Origin of the sequence: Macrococcus sp. PK (assembly GCF_022501545.1) — a bacterium.
GTDB lineage: Bacteria > Bacillota > Bacilli > Staphylococcales > Staphylococcaceae > Macrococcoides > Macrococcoides epidermidis.
The window spans coordinates 41,129-63,151 of sequence record NZ_JAEPRF010000009.1 but is presented as its reverse complement, the minus strand read 5'-3'; the positions used below and the strand labels follow the sequence as shown (position 1 = coordinate 63,151).

Genomic DNA, 22,023 nt, shown 5'->3' with positions numbered 1-22,023 from the left:
TATTAACTTTGTCGAAAATCCCATACCTATAGTATAGAAAGAAGCTATTCAAATATAGAATTTGTAAACTTTATCCAAGAATATTACGAAACTTTAATTCAAAAAAGCGCACTGTAACATTGTTGTTACAGTGCGCTTTTACACGTTTTTTGTATCATTACTTATTATTTTAATATTTTTTATTAAAATTTATTGATCGGATTTTCTTATATTTACTGAAATGCTTCCGGATAAATGACAGTTCCTTGTATACGTTTTTCTTTAACTTCTTCTGATGCACGAATCATAAATACGTCATCAGGCACTTCAAATGGGGCTTTAATATTATATGTTGATGCTTTTACAAATCCAAATTTAGTGTAATAACTTGGATGACCTAATATTACAACAGGAACTGATAATTGGATCATTGACAAGGTATAATGCATTAACGCGGTACCTATCCCTTGTTTTTGATAATCGGGATGCACAGATAATGGTGCCATCGCAAAACCATCATATCCATCTATTTTTATTTTTGAATACATAATATGTCCTACAATCTTATTATCCATTGTTGCTACTAATGTTAATTCTGGAATATAACTATCTGATCGCATTAATTCTTCTACCAATGTATGTTCCTGATTATCACTCGTCGGTTCATTTTCAAAGGCAAGTTCTGTTGTGCACATGATTTCTTTTAAATCTTGCAAAGTAGCCTGTCTAATATGCATATGATTACTTCCTATACTTTTTATTTAGTACAACTAATATAATAATCATTGTGAAGGGCATAATAAATTCATATTGTGGTGCTGTCATACGGGTAATACATGAAATGACTGCAAATATTATAAATGTATATCCCATATATAAATATAATTTTCTATAATTCTCTTTTTTGTATTTCGTATTTACATTTGCATTAACAATTTGTTTACTGAGATATATCAAATATCCCCCCATTGCTAACATTAATATGTACATTAAATAATTTAAAATCATTATTAAATCTCCTTTCCTTCTATTATAATGCAATAATTTTATATAACAAAAAAAATACACCACATTACGTGATGTATTTTGTATATAAGTTATTAGAATCTGTAATATCCAGTAACTGTACCGTAAAAGTATTTAATTGAACGCTCACCAACACCAGCTCTTGGGTTTAAAGCATCTACCATACGTCCGTTACCAATATAAACACCTACGTGGCTTCCACCGTTGAAGTATACTAAATCACCAGGTCTCGGATTGTAAACACGTTTACCTGCTGCCATTTGTGCATAAGTTGTACGAGGGATTGATTTCCCCATAGCACGCATAACTTGTTGTGCAAATGCTGAACAATCTACTGCGTAACGATTGTTTGCTCCGTATACGTATACTCTGTTTGCTGCGATAGAACGTGCTACTGATGCTACATTATATGAATTGTATTTTTTGTATTTTTTATAAGTTGTCTTTTTAGTTGCTGCGTCTGCGTCATGCGTTGGTACCGATGTGAATACTACTGCTGATGTAACTGCTGCTAATAATAATTTTTTCATTATATATATTTCCTCCAGAATTTTCTTTTATAAGTTTGATTGTCTGTGCGACTTCTTGAGATAATCATAACACCGAAAAATATCGAAATGTGCATTGTAATAGACTTGTTACATAACATATACGTTTTATGACACATTGTTACAAAATTGCATTAGACTTTGTAACATTCGTAAAAGACTGATATGACAAGCTTTAAAGGCATTTACGCATTAATATTGATTCATTTTCTGAGATTAAATATTACAAAATGTAATATAAATATGATGTTTATTTAGATTGATTTCAATGTCCAAACTGATTTTTTGCAATATTTAATTACTATCGTTTATAATTATGTAAGCACTATCATTAAAATAACTGTTAAATATAGGAGGAAAAAACATGAGTAACATATTAAAAGAACAATATGGTTTATTTATTAACGGAGAATTTGTTGATGCAGAAAACAAAGAAACGTTAGAGGTTAAGAGTCCTGCAACAGGTGAAGTTTTAGCGCATATTGCAAAAGCGACTACAGGAGATGTAGATAAAGCTGTTAAAGCTGCTGGTGAAGCTTTTAAAACATGGAGACATACAACAAGCACAGAGCGTGCTGCCTTATTAAATAAGATTGCAGATATTATGTATGAAAATAAAGATGATTTAGCGATGATTGAATCTATGAACTCTGGTAAAGCGATTCGTGAGTCAGCAAATATTGATATTCCAATGGCTGCCGATCACTTCCGTTACTTTGCTGGTGTAATTTTAGCAGATGAAGGTACAAATAAAGACTTAGCTGAAAATACTTTAAGTATTATTCGTCATGAACCTATCGGTGTAGTTGGGGCAGTTGTAGCATGGAACTTCCCAATGTTACTTGCTGCATGGAAACTTGCACCTGCATTAGCTGCTGGTAACGCTGTTGTTATTCAGCCATCTTCATCTACACCACTTTCTTTATTACATTTAGCAGAGTTAATCAAAGATGTATTACCTAAAGGTGTATTAAATGTATTAAGTGGTAAAGGGTCAGAATCTGGAGATGCAATCTTCAATCATGAAGACGTTGCAAAAGTTTCATTCACTGGATCTACTGAAGTTGGTTACGGTGTAGCCAAAGCTGCAGCTGAACGTTTAGTACCTGCTACTTTAGAGTTAGGTGGTAAATCAGCGAACATTATCTTTGATGACGCTAATATTGAGCAAGCCATCGAAGGTGCACAATTAGGTATTTTATTTAACCAAGGTGAAGTATGTTCAGCTGGTTCAAGACTTTATGTTCAAGAAGGCATCTATGATGAATTTGTTGGTAAATTAAAAGATGCTTTCGAAAAAATCAATGTCGGTGATCCATTAGATACAAACAATCATTACGGTTCTCAAACTGGACAAGCCCAAATCGATAAAATCGAAGAATACATTGAAATTGCGAAGCAAGAAGGATTAAACATCGTTACTGGTGGAGAACGTTTAATGGATAATGGACGAGATAAAGGATTCTTCTTCCCTCCAACAATTATTGAATTCGATGACAACAAATCACGTTTAGTTCAAGAAGAAATTTTTGGACCAGTAGTTGTTGTTTCTAAATTCAAAACACAAGAAGAAGTAATTGAGAAAGCGAATGATTCAATCTACGGTTTAGCTGGTGGTATCTTTACTTCTAACATTAATCGTGCATTACAAGTTGCAAATCAAATGGATACTGGTCGTATCTGGATTAACACTTATAATCAAATTCAAGCTGGTTCACCATTCGGTGGTTACAAAAAATCAGGTATCGGTCGTGAAACGTATAAAGAAACTTTACGTCACTATCAACAAGTTAAAAACTTATACATCGATTATTCTGATGCAGCAAAAGGTATCTATAAATAAGTTAGTTTAAAATGAAATGTCCCGCTACAAATTTGTAGCAGGACATTTTTTCATTTTATTTAGTAGTAAAGATTTGTACAGCGTAATAGTAGTTACGTTGTTTGTTAGTGTCATATGCAACTTTCATTGCAATAGAACTTCTTTTGAAATTTGGACGCAACATATTTGCTCTATGATCTTTAGATTGTTTCCATTGATTAAACATTAATTGCGCTAAATATTTTTCATCCGTTGATGGCGTTTCAGTACTTTTAATGCTACGTTTCATAACATTCTCACCTTTAATGATCGGTTGAACAGATTTAGGAAACGCTGTTTTAAAAAGTGTACCATCTGGACGGTAATGAGAGAATACTTTTGTTACTTCTTCTGCTCTTTTATTCGTACCAGTTTTAATCTTTTTATCGCTGATGTATTTAATAGACGCAACACCGTTTGCTTTTCTTTCTTTATTAATAAGCTTTAATAACTCAACATTCAAACGGTAGTTACTTAATTTGTTACTCGTATTAAATTCTGAATTTGTTGCAGCATCTGCTGATTTTGGAGCAACGTAAGATACACCTGAGAATAGAATTGCACTTGTAAGTGAAACTGATAATAATTTTTTCATTATAAATCTCCTCTTTTGATATGTATGACCGAATACATATTATATTCATGAGAATAATATTACTTTAATTAGAGTAAATGTACAATGACAAAGTATATAATTTAAAAATTTATAAAAAAATATCATACAATATTAAATAACGAAAATAATATAGATTAATATATTAGATTATTTTTCATCTTTTCCGGATTCTCTTAGTATCCGGAAATGTTGGACTAGATTTTATGTTTATTCCCTTCATCTTTTCCGGATTCTCCAACTATCCGGAAATGTTGGACTAGATTTTATGTTTATTCCCTTCATCTTTTCCGGATTCTCCAACTATCCGGAAATGTTGGATCATATTTAATGCTTATACCCTTCATCTTTTCCGGATTCTCTTAGTATCCGGAAATGTTGGATCATATTTAATGCTTATGCACTTCATCTTTTCCGGATTCTCCAACTATCCGGAAATGTTGGATCATATTTAATGCTTATACCCTTCATCTTTTCCGGATTCTCTTAGTATCCGGAAATGTTGGATCATATTTAATGCTTATACCCTTCATCTTTTCCGGATTCTCCAACTATCCGGAAATGTTGGATCATATTTAATGTTTATGCACTTCATCTTTTCCGGATTCTCCAACTATCCGGAAAAGATGAAACGTTAAAATCCTAAAAATCATATTCGATATAACAAGTTGATCTTGCTTCACCGACTTTTTGATAGTGCTTCGATAAAAAATATCGTATCGTTCTTTCATTTAAACCTGTCCATTTGGCAATTTCAGTCGTTTTAGCCCTTCCTTTCTTTATCGCTGCAATGGCATCAAATGTTCTTATCATCACTTCTTTATTCTTCTCTTTATGACCACAGCTACAAATAAAATATTGTTTCTTAAACTTATGACTCATCCCTAGTTTTCCACACTTACTACATTTTATCCCGACTTTCATTCGTTCAAAATCATAGTAATTTATCTCCTCATGTTCAGAATCATTTTTATGCTGTTCGACCAATATATTTCCAAAACGCTGCATCTCTGAATTAATATGCTGATAACGTTTAAGATGATTCACTATTTTATGTACATCAAAATGAAAATTTATATCTTTACTTCCCGGAAAGTTCCTTAAGTCCAATGTCTCATTGATAAATATGATTTTACTAATTACATTAAAGTGAAAACTATTCTCCTTAACGATTTGTTTCAATTTCTTATGTCCCTTTATTATTGAAGACACAAGATCTTTTTCCACATATCCATTCTCACTCGTAAATATGCCATCTTCATAATCATATCGACCACTAAAGTTCTTCACATCAAAATGAAATACAGTATCTTCAGTTATAACGATAAAGTCATATTGTATTTCACCAGGCATTTCTATTCTGATGTCCCATAAGATAATAATATTTTCTATATCGCTTATTAGATGAAGAAACTTTTCTTCACCTTCTAATCCTTTCCTATAATGTGATAATGCCAGGTAGTCTCTTTTCTTAAAGAATAAGCGCTGATCAACTTCTAATAAATATGATATATATCGCGATGGATGATGTGACTTGAGTAACATTTTAAGCCCTCCTTTCGCTCATCATATAAAGGAAAGAAATTGTGTGCAAATTGTAGCAATTCAATAATTGTGCATCTTTCAACGCAGAAAATGAATTTTGGAACAAATTAAAAAAGAAACTGCAGCATTTTCGTTGCAGTTTCTTAAAATTAGCATTTCATTCAAATTTTTTTAATGGCTACATTGTTTATGCATGTCAATAACCATACGACCTTGTATTTTACCGTCATGCATTTCTTTAAATACATCGTTCACTTCATGTAGACAACGTGTTTCAACAATCGGTACAACTATACCTTCTGCACCGAATTCAAATGCTTCACGTAAATCTTCATTTGAATATAATTGATTGTGATTTATTGAACAATAAGTGAAAGTATATAAACAATATTAAAGGTAAATTACATACAAACAAAATAAAAATTTTAAATAAATTACTTTCTTCTAAAATCATTTCGAGTATGGTACTTTGATGAAAAGGGAGTGAAAATATGTTTATTATTCAACCAATGACACTTACAGATGCTAAAGAAATATTAACATGGCAATATGATTCACCTTATGATTTCTACAATATCAATAATACTGATAAAAACCCTGCAGAAATACTGAATGATACAATTCGTACTAATCATTTCTATAGTGTATATCAGCAAGAACTTATCGGACTTATAGAATTACATCACAATAAAAATACCTGTACACTCGGGCTTGGACTTAAGCCAGAATATACAGGTAAAGGTTATGGTGAAACTTTCGTCAGAGAGGCGATCACTTTCATTCGAACGACATATCCAGAAACTACAATTATCGAGCTTGCAGTTGCTACTTTCAATGAACGTGCGATTAAAGTGTATGAACGATGTGGTTTCGAAGCACTCGACTATGAACTAATGGCAGCTCACGGTGTATTACATGAATTTCTGAAGATGCGAAAAATATTAAATAACATCTAAATGATGTTCTTTGATCGGTCTTTTCTTCTCAAGCTGGGTACTCACAATACTTGCTAAAAGTTGCTGAAAGAGCATGCCAAAAGCAACTGGTAAGGCAACTTTAGGCGGAAAATAAGTTGTCGCGACAATAACTCCGGTCGAAATATTTCGCATGCCACATAAAAATGTAATACTGACATGACGTGCATAACTACATTGCATAAAGTGACTCATCACACTGCTAATCACATAACCGCTCACTACAACAACGAATACAACCGCAATGATAATAACTAATTCTATCGAGAAATCTTTCATATACGGTGCAATCGCCCCACCATTGACAAAGATAATACCAAACAATGCAAGTCTACTGAAAGGATTTAGTCTGTTACCTATCTTGTCAGGTATTTTTCCATGACTCGCTTCATTGATGACAATGGCAACTATTGTTGGAACGACAATCATCAATATGAGATCCATGATTAAGTCACTCGTATTAATCTTCACAGTTTCACCTGAAACAATATGCATCGTCAGTGGAATGATCACTGGTGCTAAAAATGTATCAAGTAATACAACAGCTAAACCTAATGGTAAGTCTCCTCGACCAACATTTATCCAGATGATGCTCGTAACACCCGTTGGTATACACATCAACATCACAAAACCAATCACAAGTAAATGATCATCAAAAATTAGATTGGCAATGAGATAACTTAACACCGGCATAATCAAATGCAGAACAATCATACAAAACAATATGTCTCTCGGTGCTTTGTAGAAAATATTCAAATCACTAAACTTCATCTTCATACTGCCGGAAAACGTTATAAATGCGAACAAATACGGCACTATAATTAAAAAATGATGTCCAAATTCATCGAAAATGACACCTAAAGATAAACTAATTAATGTAAGCAAAGCGATATTTTTCTGTAAAAATTTATTCATTAAATCAATCAACGATTTTCTCCTAAAATAATAATTATTATCTATCATTTATTATAAAAATCTGGGTATGTTAAAAGTGTAGCACAATATATAAATGATGTGATTAAAATGACAACATTCGAAACCCTTCTCTATATTGTTATATTCAAACTTGGCATCATAATACTGGTTAATTTCTCTAAAAAAAATTATTATATTTATCAATGAAAAACAAACACATTCAAATGATACAATATTTGATGGTTCTACTAGTACTTCAATCTGGCACTGTAGATAAAGACTGCAATGATTCATCTTTCTTCGACACTGGTGGTGGCGACTAAAATCATCAAAATTAGTATAAGGCAATGCCAAATCTGGCATTGCCTTATCTTTATTATTTCTCTTTTAAACCTAAAGTTTTAGCAGTATTTGCATTGATTTCTTCAAATAGATCTTTGTGCTCTGCTAACTTCAAGCCATATGATGGAATCATCTTCTTAATATGAGGTTCCCATTCAGGCATTCTATCTTTAAAGCATTTATCGATAACTTGTAACATAACATATACAGCAGTAGAAGCACCAGGAGAAGCACCGAGTAAGGCTGCAACACTGCCATCTTCAGCAGTAATCACTTCAGTACCAAATTGTAGTGTACCTTTACCACCATCTTCAGTTTCTTTAATGACTTGCACACGTTGACCAGCAACAACGATTTCCCAATCTTTCGATTCTGCATTTGGAACAAATTCATGTAACTCTTCCATACGTTGTTCATGTGTTTGTAATACTTGAGAGATTAAGTATTGTGTTAATTTCATCTCTTTACCACCAGCTGACAACATGTTTGTTACGTTTCCTGGATTTACTGATGCTAATAAATCTGTATATTTACCCGTCTTTAAGAACTTTGGACTAAATCCAGCGAATGGTCCAAATAATAACCCGCGTTCACCATCGATATAACGCGTATCTAAATGAGGTACTGACATCGGTGGCGCACCAACTTTAGCTTTACCGTATACTTTGGCTAAATGTTGTTCTACGACTTCCTGATTCTTACACACTAAGAATAAACCACTTACCGGGAATCCACCAACGCCACGAGCTTCAGGAATCTTTGTCTTTTGCAATAATGGTAATGAATAACCACCTGCACCGATAAAGACAAATTTAGCATTGTGGATTTCTGTTTGTTTACTATTTTGATCATATACTTTAACATTCCAGCTGCCATCTTCAGCACGCTTAATGTCTTTTACTGTATGTTCGTAGTGTGTCACTGCACCATCAAATGATTTCATCACATCAAATAAGTCTTGTGTTAATGCACCGAAGTTTACATCACTTCCAGCTGCCATACGTGTGATAGCAATTCGCTCATTCGGGTCGCGACCTTCCATCATTAATGGCACCCATTCACGCATCTTATCATGATCTTCAGTTAACTCCATACCTTGGAATAATGGATTATCTTTAAAAGCTGCTAAACGATTCTTTAAGAAACGAATATCGTCTTCACCTTCAACAAAACTTAAATGCGGTACCGGCATGATAAAGTCCTGAGGCTGCTTCAATTTGCCTTCATTCACTAAATAAGACCAGAATTGTTTAGATAATTGAAACTGCTCATTAACATTCACAGCTTTATCGATATTGATATTCTTATCTTTATCTTCAGTCGTATAGTTTAATTCACATAATGCAGAGTGACCCGTTCCTGCGTTATTCCATACGTTTGAACTTTCCAGACCAGGTGCTGAAAGTTTTTCAAATACTTTAATATTTATTGCCGGATCAAGTTCTTTAAGTAATACACCTAAAGTCGCGCTCATTATCCCGCCACCGATTAATATTACGTCAGTTTGTTTAAATACTTTTTTCATTTTATATCCCCCAACACATCTATAATATATTTCCATTATAGACCTTTTTTCATCATTTGTAATACTAGTATAATGAAAATCCAAAAATATTGTAACCGTATTCATTATTTTATTATTATTTCTTCAAATAATAGCTGATTGAAGCCTAAAAAAGACCTCAATCAATGAGGTCTTCAAAAATTATATCTTCTTTCTTAAATCGTCTTTAGGAACTGTAATTTGAATGGCAACAAAAGAAATGATAGACATCACAGCATTCGCAAGTATTCCAATCATCGCACTTTTCTCTAATCCAAATTTCATACAAAAACTATAGATTGCCATACTGATTGCAATACCAAATGCGCCACCTAAAGCTGAAGCCATCTTATAAATACCTGAAGCAACTCCCGCTTTCTCTACCGGTGCTGTTGCAACTGCAGTATCAGTAGATGGTGTGGCATATAGACCAAGTCCTAATCCAAATAAACCAAAGCCTAGCACACAGCTTATGATATAAATATTCTCCGGTAAGAATGTCAGTGAAATCATCACAATACCTGCGAATACTATCGCAGAACCAAGTAACATCGGTTTTTTAGCTCCCATCTTCTGCAATAACTTTTCACCAACGATAATCATTGATAAAACCATTACGACATATAAGATAGAAAGCATACCGGTCTTACTTGAAGAAAAGCCTAAACCTTCCTGAATATATGTATTCGCTACAATCAATGTACCAGCCACTGCATTTAATAAAAAGTTTGAAATTACAGCGCCTAAATATGGTTTATTCTGGAATAGATGAAAATCGATCAACGGATTGATTTGACGTTTCTCTATCATAATAAAAGCAATGAAGCTCACAATACTTAATATAATCAGTCCAATAAATATTGGAGACGTAACACCAAGTGTACCACCCTGCGTAATCACGATATTTAAACTTAGCAACAGAACGATCAACGTAATTAAACCAATTAAATCAAACTTCATATCGTTTGGTTCATCAGATTTTGTTTCCGGTGTGCCGTGAATTAATATCATCGCAAGACCTGAGAAAATAATTGAAATAATAAATATCCATTCCCATCCAAAATTCTTAGCAATCATCCCCCCAAATAAAGAACATAAACCAGAACCACCCCAAGAACCAAATGACCAATAACTTAACGCTCTCTGACGATCTTTATCATCATAATATGCTTTAATAATTGATAACGTAGCTGGCATGATACATGCTGCAGAAATACCTTGAATGATACGACCAATTAATAAAAAAGCAGTCATATGTGTAGCGATCATTGTAAATGAACCGATGATACTTAATATTAAACCGATCTGCGTCATCTTTACACGACCGACTTTATCCGCTAAACCACCAGCACCAACGACAAGCATTCCTGAAAATAATGCCGTTAAACTGACAGCGATATTGATGACATCAAGGCTACTGTTAAAATGATGCTTCAAATCTAGTACAACAATAACAAGCGACTGAGCAAATAACCAATATGTTAATATACCAAGCACAATACCTAGAACTAATTTTCTACCACCCTTATAAGGTGTATCCATGCGAAAGACTCCCTTTTTTACTTTTTATACAGTTAATCTATACCCACATTTTTATTATTTTAGCATAACAACAAGTAAGTTTTTTCTGAAAATTTAGTTTAAAAACTAATGAAATATTATAAAACTTTTATCTCCACAATATAAATTTGTATATATGAAAAAAATACCTTACGATTAAAATATCGTAGAATAACGATGCATCAAACTCTGAAAGGAGCATAAAATGAGCCTATTAGAACATATTCAACAACCCAAAAAAACAGCTTATTACGAAAAAGATATCTTACTGAACCTGACCTTCACATTTACAACGAACAACCGTATCTTCTTTCCAAACGGCAAACATAAAGATTTATTCAATCATAACTACAAATTTGATATTAGCATCAAAAGTCCAGTTGATACATATGGCCTCGCTATAGACTTCTATCAAATAGAACGTGACTATAATGAAAAAATTGCACCACTATTAAATGCACCCATCCTCAACGAATCACTACCAGAAATGAATACAACTGTTGAGAATATCGCTTATTTCATATGGGAACAGTTTGAGCATCTAATTGACCACGCATCTTCTATTCAAACTCTAACATTATATGAAACAAAGAATCACAGCGTAACTATAAATAAAAATTAAAAAAGTACTACGGATATCAAATACTATCCGTAGTACTTTTAAATTTATTTGTTGGTAACGCACAATAATATAACAAAAATATAAATCTTAGACCAAAAAATAAAAAAATGATAGGTAATATTATTTCATCTTTAAATAATTTAATGTCAGAAAAAAAATATAGTAATCCATAAATCATAAAAATCACTCCAAAAAACATATAAAAAATATTGAAGTATTTATATATTTTTGAGTCTTTTCCTACATCAAGCATCCTTCTTTGAAAAGCACTATATATTGGTATTAATACTACCGGCATTACTATCATAACAAACAGCAATCTTCCAAGTATGTTTTCCCCTTCTTCTGCCTTTATTAAAGGCAACAAGATTACAATACAAATAAACATCTGTATTAAAAATGGAAGCCAAAATTGTTGTCTCGAATCTTTAGAATCAAAATCAAATGCATGTTTAATAAATCTCAGATAGGATTGCATCACATTTCACCTCTATATTAATTAATAAATAATAATATTATTTATTTAATTCTTTCAATGAATTATAACCGTTATATCGATTACTAGGCAGTGTGCAATACCACAATATAAAAATGATATAGCTCGAAAATACCATCATCATATAAGTATTGAAATGACCTATCCCTAATAGTTGAATATTAAAAAATATTTTTAATAAATAAATTAAAGCCCCACCTAATAATAATATAGAATATAAAAATCTCATACTCTTAAACAAAGACGAGTTAATCCCAACATCATTCACTCTTCGCATTGCCGCACTTGCAGTTGGCCAGATAATGACCATAAAACCAATTAAAAATACAAGCAACCAGACAAAAGAAAGTAGGAAACAATTTGTAAATAAAAATGTAAAGATTCCGGTAAATAATAATAATAGGATGAACTGAATCAACATGGAAGACCAAAATTGAAATCGTGTGTCTCGCTCGTCATTTACAAATGTAAGATTCCAGAACCTTCTAAATGCTCCTCCCATTTAACCCACCTCTTTTTGTTGTATTAACAATATTATACAATGCCTTAAAAAAAAGTGAATATTATTGTCAGAAAATACAGAAAAAAACTAATAAAAAAGACGCACTTTCGTACGGCCTTCATCACAGAAACTATAAATCAAGTATCTCTTTGAGTACTTTTGCGATACCATCATTATTATTATCATCCGTTACAATATCAGCAACCTGCTTTAAATCTGGATGCGCATTTCCCATGGCAACACCGATGCCTGCATCTCGAACCATTTCCATATCATTTAGTTGATCGCCAAATGCAATGACATTGTCTTTAGCAATATTTAATCCTTCGCAAATATGGTCGAGTGCACTGTATTTATTTACACCTTTAGCAGTAATCTCTAAATAAAATGGTGTTGACCGTATTGCACCAAAGGTATCCCCACAGATCGATAATATCTCTTCATCAATTTCATCTATACGGTCAGGATCTGCTGTAAGTAAAATCTTCATCGGATCAAAATCAAGTCTTTCATGTAAATCATGTGTGAGATTAAAATTAAGTCCATGATCACGATATTCATGAATGACATATTGATTATCTGCATCGTTTGCATATAAATCTGTACCGTTATCAACGATGTGGATAATGTTTAAATGCGCAATCGCTTTTAAGAAATCTTTAGCGTCCTGATTCGTTAATGACTGTTTATATTTCACTTCATTCGTTTCAATATCTATGACCATACCACCATTGTAAGCGCCGATTATTCCATGATGTTTATCAAGCGCTAACTGTTCTATCTCAAACTTAAATCCTGTTCTCGGACGTCCTGATACAAGTGCTACCTTAATTCCTTTTTCCTGCGCTTTCATCAGCACTTTTTTCGTTCTTTCAGTAATTGTTCTATCGTCAGCTATTAAAGTTCCATCACAATCTAAAGCAATTAATTTAATTTCTTTAGCCATAAATACACACTCCTATTTGAAAATAAGGACTTTGACAATTGTCAAAATCCTTATTGTTTTAATTATAGTTCTTCACCATTTGTAGCAATAACGTTTTTGTACCAGTCGAATGATTTCTTCTTACTACGTTTCATTGATCCATTTCCTTCATTGTCACGATCCACATGAATCATACCATATCGTTTCTTCATTTCACCTGTCGTAAATGATACAACATCGATAATACCCCAAGGTGTGTATCCTAGTAAGTCTACACCATCTTCTAATATAGCATCTTTAACCGCTTCAATATGTGAACGGAAGTACTCGATACGCGTATCATCATTGATTGAACCATCTGCTTCAACCGCATCAATGGCACCAAATCCATTTTCAACGATAAATAATGGAATTTGATATCTGTTATAAAGTGTGTTTAATACATATCGTAATCCAACAGGATCAATTGCCCACCCCCAGTCAGATGACTTAATATGTGGATTTTCTACACCATTCGATAATCCCCCATTAACAATATCACCGGTATTATCATTGTGAACATCGTGCTTAACCGTTGTAGACATATAATAACTGAATGCTAAATAGTCCACTGTACCCTTAGCTAAGATTTCTTCATCACCAGGTTCAATCGGTAGCGAAACACCTAATCGTTCTAGTTCTTTTAATGCATAGGCTGGATACTTACCTCTTACATGCACATCCGGGAAGAAGAATCTTTCACGGTTAGCAATTTCAGCAGCCATAATATCTTTCGGGTGACATGAGTATGGATAAACAGGTACATGCGAAACCATTGCGCCAATTTTAAAATCAGGGTTGATTTTCTTTCCGATAATCACTGCTTTTGCACTTGCTAATAATTGGTGATGTGCTGATTGATACATCACTGCACGTGCATCTTCTCCTGGTTGTACTTGAATCCCAGCATTCGTCCATAAGAAAAGTGGGTTATTAACGTCCATCTGGTTATTGATTTCGTTAAATGTCATCCAGTACTCAACTTTATCTTTGTATCGATTAAACACAACTTCCGCAAATCGCGCAAAGAAGTCTACTACTTCACGACTTCTGAATCCACCATATTCTTTCGCTAGGTGTAAAGGTATTTCAAAATGACTTAATGTAATAACCGGTTTAATATTATGCTTTAATAATTCATCAAAAACGTCATCATAGAATTGAAGCCCTTCTTCATTCGGCTCTAATTCGTCGCCTTTAGGAAAGATACGTGTCCATCCAATTGAAGTACGTAATACTTTTAGTCCCATTTCAGCAAACATTGCAATATCTTCTTTATAATTTGAATAGAAATCAATCGCCTCATGGTTCGGATAAAATTCATTATCTTCAACTTTATCTGTGATTCTACGTGGTACACCATGTGCACCTGCTGTTAATACATCAACAACCGATGGACCTTTGCCACCTTTGTTCCAGCCACCTTCAAATTGATGTGCGGCAAGTGCGCCACCCCATAAAAAGTCTTTGCTTAGTTTCGTCATTTTAAAATCCTCCTATTTAATAATTGTTATCATTCTATTTGAATTTGAAACCGACGTATTTGTATTGTCAATAATGACATCATTGTAGTTCATTGTATTTGTCACAACAACTGGAGTTACAGTTGAATAACCTTTTGATTCAATTGCTTTTTTATCAAAATGAATTAATGGTTGTCCAATTGAAACTTTATCACCTTCGTTTACTAAAAGATCAAAATGTTCACCTTTTAATTCAACAGTATCTAAACCAACATGTATTAAAACTTCAACACCATCATTACTCTTTATACCTATTGCATGTTTTGACGGTGTTGTCATAACAATCGAACCTTCAACTGGCGAAGATACAATACCTTCTGAAGGGTCTATCGCAAAACCTTTACCCATTGCACCACTATTAAATACCGGGTCTTTAACTTCATTCAATAGAATAAACTTACCTGATAACGGAGAAACAACCACTTGTTCTAATGACTCAGTAGTGATAATGTTATCCTCATCCTCAATATCTTCTGGTGTATCTAATTTCGTATCAACAGCTTTAGCTGTATCTTCACCATAACCAAACATCATAATTAATACAATCGGTAAAATAATTGCAATTGCAACGCCAATACATATTCCGATAAACGATGATGGGTTATCTTTACTGATACCATTTACAATTGTTAACGGTCCAGGCAATCCAGCATAAACGTAATAGTATGGATTAAAGAAACTTGCTACTACCGCACCAACAGCTCCTGATATACAACCTATAATAAAAGGTTTTTTAAATCTCAAGTTAATACCATAAATAGAAGGTTCAGTGATACCAAAAATACCAGTAATACCTGCTGATAATGCAACTGATTTTGTTTCCTGAACTTTTGATTTTAAGAATACACCCAATACAGCACCAACTTGTGCTATAACAGCGATTGTTTGATAAGCTTGGAAAGAGTCACGACCATAGTTATCGAAGTTAGCAAGGACAACAGGTGTAATACCCCAGTGAACACCAAAGATAACAAACACCTGCCAAAATGCACCAATAATAATTGCAGCTACTATTGGTAAATTCTCTGCTAAATAGTTATAGCCATCAGCTACACCATTTGCAAATAATGTTGATAATGGCCCGATTAATAATATTGTTAAAGGAACCATAATTACCATACACATTAACGGAACAAATAAAGATCTTACAACCTCTGGGAAAACTTTATTAAAGAACCTTTCAACATAAGATAAAATCCAAACTAAGAATAATGGAGGTAATACTGAAGAAGTATACACTGTTTGTGAAAGTGCAATCCCCATAAATGTTATCTTTTCTCCTTCAGCAATACGTCCTGCAATTTCAGCCCAAGTAGGACTTACTAAAGCCATCGCACAAACAACAGCAATATAAGTGTTGACTTTAAAATGTTTAGAAGCAGTTAAAGCAATGAAAATTGGTAAGAATGTGAATGGTGACCATGAAATGAAGCTAAATACTTCATAAGTTCCCGTCTTCGCAAAAGCTGGCCATGCTAAGTTAATTAATATTAAGATACCTTATAAAATCCCCGCTGCTGCTAAGATATAGATGAAAGGTGCAAATACTGCAGACATTGTAGCAATGACTCTGTTAAGAATCGATCCTTTTTGCATGTTTTCCTCTGTATTATCTTCTACATTTGTAATGTTAGTAAATGCATCATATACTTCACCAACATGTTGTCCGATTACGATTTGAAATTGTCCGCCGTTCTCAACTACCGTTATAACTCCAGGCATTTCTGACACTTTCTTTTTAAATTCAGGATTCGAACGTTTTAATACCAATCTTAAACGTGTAGCACATCTTGCTACATTAACAATGTTTTCTTCTCCACCCACTGCCCCTAAAATATCATGAGCGAGTTGTTCATAGTTTCTCACTTGTTTTGCCATAATATCATCTCCATTGATTACGTTCTAATTTATTATACATTTTTATTTTAATTGAACCGGTTCAATTAAACAAGTGCGAAATAATATAAATAATGTATAATTAGTGACAAGTAGATATTTAGGAGTGTTAAATTTGAACAAATATGAAATTATCGCAGAAACTATTCAACAAAGTATATATGACCAGAAATTAGAACAGGGGACTAAATTACCAAACGTTGAATCACTCATGAAACAGCATAACGTTTCAAAAAGCACCATCACGAAAGCGCTCGATACACTTGAGAAACGTGGTGCAATATTTCAGCAGCGCGGAAGCGGGATATTTGTGAGACGTCAACGTCGTGAAGGATATGTCAGTTTGCTGACGAATAGAGGATTTACTGCAGATTTAAAGGAATTCAATATCACATCTGAAGTTCTGAAATTAGAAAGAATGAACGCAGATGACGAAGTAAAGATGAATCTGCATCTGGAAGAGAATGAAGAAGTTTATTACGTAGAACGTTTGCGAAGAATTGATAACGATATTTTATGTATTGAAGTATCTTACTTTCCGGTTAAACTTGTACCATATTTGAACAATGAAATTGCTGAAGGATCCATCTTTAATTACTTAACAGATGCTTTAAAGTTTAATATTAGTTTTGCTGATATTTATATGCATATTGATGAACTCAATGACGTTGATGCTAAGAAACTAGATCTGAAACAAGGTAATCCTGCCCTATTTCTAGAACAAGTTGTCTACCTTGCAACAGGTGAGCCATTTGATTTCTCAAAGATTACGTACCACTATAAACATTCGAAGTTTTTTGTACAGGCTACAAACTATTAAATATACATTTTATGTTATAATGGAATAAAAATGTAGAAGGTGGTAATGTTATGGCTTGGTTTGAAGCATTGGTATCCATCGTAATTAGTCTTGCTCCTATTCTCATAGTCTTTCTTATCCTAATGGATGGTTACAGAACGAAATTAAATTCAGAGAAGATTATTGCACAAAACGAAGAAATCATCGCTTTGTTGAAGCAAAATAATAAAGGTGGAGGACAAAAATTATGATGAGTATAACAGGATTAGTCTTTTCCTTGTTAACAATTCTTCTCTCTATAGTATGTATTATCCTAATTGTGAAGTATATCTATAAAAATTATCAGAATACATCACAGTTAATTAAACAAAACGAAGAAATCATCGCTCTATTGAAGCAAAACAGAAAGGATGATTTCTAATGGAGTGGATTGGAGTATCTGTAATGTCCATCCTATACATCCTTATGTATTTGTTGCCTGCGCTTATCATCGGCTTCGTATTATCACATATTTACAACACACGCCAGAATACGAAATATATCATCAGACAAAATCAAGAAATGATTGAACTGCTTAAAGACATCAAAAATCAATCAAATATAAAATAAACACGCACAACCATCATGGTTGTGCGTGTCTTTATTATTGATATTTTTTCATAATTGCTTTCAGTTTAGCTTGTGCTGCTTTATCTTTTGAAACTATCATATTGTAACCTTTACCTGGTGTGAATGTTCCGCCATATCCGTTATCATTATATTCACCAAAACCAGCTGAGAAACTCATATGTTCACGTTTTTTCTTCAGTTCATAAACTACGCCGTTATCACCCAGTACATATTTTGTAACATAAGTCTTAGGTTTAGCAATGTTAAAATAGCCCTCAGCTGTATACGTGTTATATCCGTCTTTAGAGTAACCATACTGATTATCTTTAGGACTATAGAAAGCTACACCTCCGATAGCGTGTAACCCAAATGCATAATAGCCTGGATTATTAAAATCCTGCACCTGCATATGACCATGAGGTGTTCCAGCATACCAATCTCCTTTTCCTGCAGCTCCGTGATCAAAGAATTTAGTTGTCACAGCTTTATGTTCTTTCTTTGCCTTCACCGATGCCCATTTCACGAAGTCATTAGTAATTGCGTAACGTTCTGCTAAAGTAAATTTCTTCACTGCTAATTGCTTTTTCTTTTTATAGTTACCCGTTACAGTTACTTTTGTTTCGGGACTTTTTGTACCTTTAGCTGTCTTATAGAATACGCGTAGCACAGTACCTTTTTTCTGAGGTTGAATCGAAACATTAGCACTACCATATTTACCAGCTTTTGCTTTACCTAAAGATTTACCACCTTTATAAATATAAACCGTACTATTCTTTGCTGCATCTACATCCACAAAACCAGCAGTATTACTTACTTTCCAAACTGTTACCGGCTTCTTTAAAGCTGCATTTGCTTCTCCACCAATTAAGGATGACACTAGCGTTGCACCAAGCACTACAGGTAATAATTTTTTCATGGTCTAAACCTCCAAAGTTAATTTTGTATTCGGTTTCATTATACACAAATTATTTCTTTATTACGCTCAGTCCAAAGGCTTATTTACATAATATTTACAATTAATAAAAACTACTATTTACTACCTGTCTTCAATGAAAAAATAAATAACATATAGACTAAATAAATAAATGGCAGCAGTATAATAACGTAAAATATTATTTCTACCCATATCACATCCCCAGGTAAACCTTGCCCCATAATCGCAAATAATAAAATATAGAATGTATAACATACTGGAAAAAATCCAATTAGCATCGCATGAATACCCTCAATCTTTAAATCATTACATCTACGCATCATTAATGAGATGAGCGGAATTAAAAATACGACTACAATCAAAAGATGATATAACTGCCAGTTTAAATCGAATAACATCTCAAACAAAGGTGTCTTCAAATTAAATCCTAATTTCGGTAATCCAAGCATCGGACCAATCGTAAATACTAAGATGATACATAAGATGTGTGGCCAGAACCCCATATTAAATTCTGTTCTGTTTGAACGACCTTTGAAGTTAAATGCATTTTTCCAGAAGTTGATATAAGCATCCACATTATCACTCCTTTTATATTATTCTAGCATTGAAAAGAAGCAGTGAACCTTAAATTTACCTTAAAAAACCTCTACCGTATTTGATAGAGGTAATATCAATCATTAATTTTGTTAATAGCATTCAGATTCAATAAATAAACTTTATTTTTCTTGTTGAATAAGCTTTATATATGTCTTCTCTTTATTTTCTTTCTTGCTTTCAGAATAAATCTCAAATTCAGCTACTAAGCCCTTTTCATTTCCTTTAATATCTTTTAGTTTCATCACACCGTCTTTGTAAACCGGATTATCAGCAAGTTTAATAGTCATCTCTTGCTCATCATAAGTCACAGTGCCTGTGCGTGTCACTTTACTTTCATCGGATGAAAAGATTACTTTATCACCTCTGAATGTCATATATCCCATTGTAATGAGATTATCTTTTGCACCGACCTTTGCAATATATCGATTCCCATCTAGTTCCTGCGCTAACCCGCCACATGCTGCAAACAAGATGGTTAGCATGACCAATAACATTATTAATACTTTCTTCATCTTTTTTTCCTCAAATCCTAAAACTTTATTTAGATTTATTTACCCTTGCTGACGTATTACAAACAGTTTAAATGTCATCCTATAAAACCTTAAATTTACCTTAAATTTCAAATGATTCTCTATATTTTTACAGTTTTTCGTCTTATACTAAAAGAAAAAAAAGGAAGAGGGAATATTTTATGAAAAATTTATTAAAAGTCGGAATTGCTTCAACACTTCTACTTGGTCTAACACCTGCTGTCGCTGATGCTAAGACACCTGTGAAGTCATCAACGAAGACTGTTGCACCTTATTACAAATGGAATGGTTACACAGGTTACAGCCACAAATTCGTACTGGATAAAGATTTCAAACGTGCGTTACTGAACTCAAACGTAACGGTAAATGGTATGAAAGTAACTAAGAGTGTCACTGCTAAACAAGCTGATCCTGCGCTGATGGCATTAGCAAAATACAATGAACATAAAAAGTTCAACAGCAAATTATTAACTAAGAAATATGACACACTTGGTCTTAAAGCTGGTAAAGAGTATTTCGTTATTCAGATGCCAGTACAAAAAGGAAAAGTTTCATTAGCACAAATTAAGAAATTGTATGGAAAATATGAAATTGAAGAAGGTCAACTAAAAGATAGTAAGACTAAAAAATTCTATACTGAATCTTATGTTATCAGAACAAAATCTGGTTCAGCAGAATTCCATTTCGATAAAAATGAAAAATTAAATAAAGTATATATCCTTTCTACAACTACGATTACTTTTGGATATTAATTTTTTAACAGCTGCTATTTACATAGAAAGTTACTATGGTTTACAGTGCTCACTGCTTCATTTGTGTTAGGAATTTTTCTTTATCAACTTGAACATTATTATGGCTTTGGACAAGTTACACATGCTTTCGTTGCAATCATTTTAGCTCTTATTAATATCTATGAAATAATTAAATTTTTCAAAGCACAGCACCGATATAGTTAAAAACGCCTATCCTTCTGGATAAGCGTTTTTAATTTATATTCTAGTTATACGGTGAAGCAAAATTTTTTATTTTTTTTTTAATGCTTTCTCTATCTCAATAATCTTATCAATCATCAGCTGTGCCGCTTCTGTATCACTGATATGATTTGGAATGATGGTTATCTTATCTTTCGGGATTTCACTTTCGTAACCCTGAACATATTGCTCCCCTATAAAACAATGAGACATAAGCTGCAATGCTTCCTTACTAATAAATAATTTATTGATATATAATACACTTTTACAATCATAATTATTGCCGAAGCTTGCCATACTCTCAATCGTGTCATCTCCCACATTTGAGAAGAATACTAAAGTATCCGTATCATAGGCATCATAAATGTAATCAAGGTCCCAGTCATCTAACGTATATGTATCATAGTCATCAAATTGATTGAAAAAGATATCTTTTTCTGCCAGATAATCTTTAATATCCTGCAAATCCTCGCTATCTTTAAAACGAGTACCTAAGTGAATACGATATCCTTTGTCATTTAAAGGTAACGCAAGCGCAAGTGGCATCGTATTTAAAATTTCAGACATACTGTCGGATGCTAATTTTTCTTTAAATACCTCTCCAATTACGAAAATCATACCATCACTCCTTCTTATGATAATCTTAGCTAAAAATAATTATATTTACACGTTAT

General features: G+C 33.0%; 21 protein-coding genes and 2 pseudogenes. 7 read left to right on the top strand and 16 right to left on the bottom strand.

Going from position 1 to position 22,023, the window contains the following annotated elements; genetic code table 11:
- Positions 1-212: 212 nt before the first annotated feature.
- The gene (locus tag JJJ02_RS07540) at positions 213-716 is read right to left on the bottom strand and encodes a GNAT family N-acetyltransferase (protein ID WP_239242416.1); all 504 of its coding nucleotides are present in this window, start codon (positions 714-716) and stop codon (positions 213-215) included.
- Between the two features lie 363 nt (positions 717-1,079).
- Positions 1,080-1,535, bottom strand: coding sequence for a C40 family peptidase (locus JJJ02_RS07535; RefSeq protein ID WP_239242417.1), 456 nt, complete (start codon positions 1,533-1,535; stop codon positions 1,080-1,082).
- Positions 1,536-1,902: 367 nt separating this feature from the next.
- Between JJJ02_RS07535 and JJJ02_RS07530 the strand changes: the two genes are divergently transcribed.
- Entirely contained in the window at positions 1,903-3,396 is a 1,494-nt protein-coding gene (locus tag JJJ02_RS07530) for an aldehyde dehydrogenase family protein (protein WP_483869257.1), read from the top strand.
- Positions 3,397-3,451: 55 nt separating this feature from the next.
- Here JJJ02_RS07530 and JJJ02_RS07525 read toward each other — a convergent pair whose 3' ends face one another.
- The 3 genes and pseudogenes from JJJ02_RS07525 to adhP form a co-directional block, all read right to left on the bottom strand.
- On the bottom strand, positions 3,452-4,009 hold the full coding sequence (locus JJJ02_RS07525) for a CAP domain-containing protein (protein ID WP_240837344.1): 558 nt from the start codon (positions 4,007-4,009) through the stop codon (positions 3,452-3,454).
- Between the two features lie 660 nt (positions 4,010-4,669).
- Positions 4,670-5,572, bottom strand: coding sequence for a nuclease-related domain-containing protein (locus JJJ02_RS07520; protein ID WP_240837346.1), 903 nt, complete (start codon positions 5,570-5,572; stop codon positions 4,670-4,672).
- A gap of 171 nt (positions 5,573-5,743) precedes the next feature.
- A pseudogene (gene adhP, locus JJJ02_RS13450) lies at positions 5,744-5,911 on the bottom strand (alcohol dehydrogenase AdhP); the annotation flags it as partial.
- A 152-nt stretch (positions 5,912-6,063) separates the two neighbouring features.
- On the opposite strand from adhP, the gene JJJ02_RS07515 reads away from it, so the two are divergent.
- Complete coding sequence (locus JJJ02_RS07515; RefSeq protein ID WP_111714173.1) at positions 6,064-6,528, top strand: GNAT family N-acetyltransferase; 465 nt, start codon at positions 6,064-6,066, stop codon at positions 6,526-6,528.
- On the opposite strand, the gene JJJ02_RS07510 is transcribed toward JJJ02_RS07515, so the two are convergent.
- The 3 genes from JJJ02_RS07510 to JJJ02_RS07500 form a co-directional block, all read right to left on the bottom strand.
- On the bottom strand, positions 6,514-7,461 hold the full coding sequence (locus JJJ02_RS07510) for a bile acid:sodium symporter family protein (protein ID WP_240837348.1): 948 nt from the start codon (positions 7,459-7,461) through the stop codon (positions 6,514-6,516). The genes JJJ02_RS07515 and JJJ02_RS07510 overlap by 15 nt on opposite strands.
- A gap of 376 nt (positions 7,462-7,837) precedes the next feature.
- A complete protein-coding gene (gene mqo / locus JJJ02_RS07505) occupies positions 7,838-9,328 on the bottom strand; it encodes a malate dehydrogenase (quinone) (RefSeq protein WP_240837357.1) in 1,491 nt (496 codons plus the stop codon).
- A 180-nt stretch (positions 9,329-9,508) separates the two neighbouring features.
- Positions 9,509-10,888 (bottom strand): MFS transporter, encoded by a 1,380-nt coding sequence (locus JJJ02_RS07500; protein WP_240837359.1) that lies wholly within the window; start codon positions 10,886-10,888, stop codon positions 9,509-9,511.
- Positions 10,889-11,111: 223 nt separating this feature from the next.
- On the opposite strand from JJJ02_RS07500, the gene JJJ02_RS07495 reads away from it, so the two are divergent.
- A complete protein-coding gene (locus JJJ02_RS07495) occupies positions 11,112-11,528 on the top strand; it encodes a 6-pyruvoyl trahydropterin synthase family protein (RefSeq protein ID WP_240837361.1) in 417 nt (138 codons plus the stop codon).
- A 16-nt stretch (positions 11,529-11,544) separates the two neighbouring features.
- Here JJJ02_RS07495 and JJJ02_RS07490 read toward each other — a convergent pair whose 3' ends face one another.
- The 4 genes and pseudogenes from JJJ02_RS07490 to JJJ02_RS07475 all read right to left on the bottom strand — a co-directional run bounded on the left by JJJ02_RS07490 (position 11,545) and on the right by JJJ02_RS07475 (position 16,891).
- On the bottom strand, positions 11,545-12,006 hold the full coding sequence (locus JJJ02_RS07490) for a DUF805 domain-containing protein (protein WP_111714168.1): 462 nt from the start codon (positions 12,004-12,006) through the stop codon (positions 11,545-11,547).
- Positions 12,007-12,656: 650 nt separating this feature from the next.
- Positions 12,657-13,472, bottom strand: coding sequence for a Cof-type HAD-IIB family hydrolase (locus JJJ02_RS07485; protein WP_240837364.1), 816 nt, complete (start codon positions 13,470-13,472; stop codon positions 12,657-12,659).
- 62 nt (positions 13,473-13,534) lie between these two features.
- On the bottom strand, positions 13,535-14,974 hold the full coding sequence (locus JJJ02_RS07480; protein ID WP_240837366.1) for a 6-phospho-beta-glucosidase: 1,440 nt from the start codon (positions 14,972-14,974) through the stop codon (positions 13,535-13,537).
- A 12-nt stretch (positions 14,975-14,986) separates the two neighbouring features.
- Positions 14,987-16,891: pseudogene (locus JJJ02_RS07475) on the bottom strand (beta-glucoside-specific PTS transporter subunit IIABC).
- Positions 16,892-17,015: 124 nt separating this feature from the next.
- Between JJJ02_RS07475 and JJJ02_RS07470 the strand changes: the two are divergent.
- From JJJ02_RS07470 to JJJ02_RS07460, 3 genes are all read left to right on the top strand, one after another.
- A complete protein-coding gene (locus JJJ02_RS07470) occupies positions 17,016-17,729 on the top strand; it encodes a GntR family transcriptional regulator (protein WP_396614730.1) in 714 nt (237 codons plus the stop codon).
- Positions 17,730-17,779: 50 nt separating this feature from the next.
- Positions 17,780-17,959, top strand: coding sequence for a hypothetical protein (locus JJJ02_RS07465; protein WP_240837370.1), 180 nt, complete (start codon positions 17,780-17,782; stop codon positions 17,957-17,959).
- Positions 17,960-18,128: 169 nt separating this feature from the next.
- A complete protein-coding gene (locus tag JJJ02_RS07460) occupies positions 18,129-18,317 on the top strand; it encodes a hypothetical protein (RefSeq protein ID WP_111714162.1) in 189 nt (62 codons plus the stop codon).
- Positions 18,318-18,351: 34 nt separating this feature from the next.
- Here the strand turns inward: JJJ02_RS07460 and JJJ02_RS07455 are convergent, their stop codons facing one another.
- From JJJ02_RS07455 to JJJ02_RS07445, 3 genes are all read right to left on the bottom strand, one after another.
- Positions 18,352-19,233 carry an Ig-like domain-containing protein gene (locus JJJ02_RS07455; RefSeq protein WP_240837373.1) on the bottom strand — a complete coding sequence of 294 codons (882 nt, stop codon included), beginning with the start codon at positions 19,231-19,233 and terminating at the stop codon, positions 18,352-18,354.
- A gap of 113 nt (positions 19,234-19,346) precedes the next feature.
- Complete coding sequence (locus tag JJJ02_RS07450; RefSeq protein ID WP_240837375.1) at positions 19,347-19,826, bottom strand: DUF805 domain-containing protein; 480 nt, start codon at positions 19,824-19,826, stop codon at positions 19,347-19,349.
- Between the two features lie 141 nt (positions 19,827-19,967).
- Positions 19,968-20,360 (bottom strand): hypothetical protein, encoded by a 393-nt coding sequence (locus JJJ02_RS07445; RefSeq protein WP_240837377.1) that lies wholly within the window; start codon positions 20,358-20,360, stop codon positions 19,968-19,970.
- Positions 20,361-20,539: 179 nt separating this feature from the next.
- Between JJJ02_RS07445 and isaB the strand changes: the two genes are divergently transcribed.
- Complete coding sequence (gene isaB / locus JJJ02_RS07440; RefSeq protein WP_239242430.1) at positions 20,540-21,130, top strand: immunodominant staphylococcal antigen IsaB family protein; 591 nt, start codon at positions 20,540-20,542, stop codon at positions 21,128-21,130.
- Between the two features lie 270 nt (positions 21,131-21,400).
- On the opposite strand, the gene JJJ02_RS07435 is transcribed toward isaB, so the two are convergent.
- On the bottom strand, positions 21,401-21,967 hold the full coding sequence (locus tag JJJ02_RS07435; protein ID WP_240837379.1) for a hypothetical protein: 567 nt from the start codon (positions 21,965-21,967) through the stop codon (positions 21,401-21,403).
- Positions 21,968-22,023 lie beyond the last annotated feature (56 nt).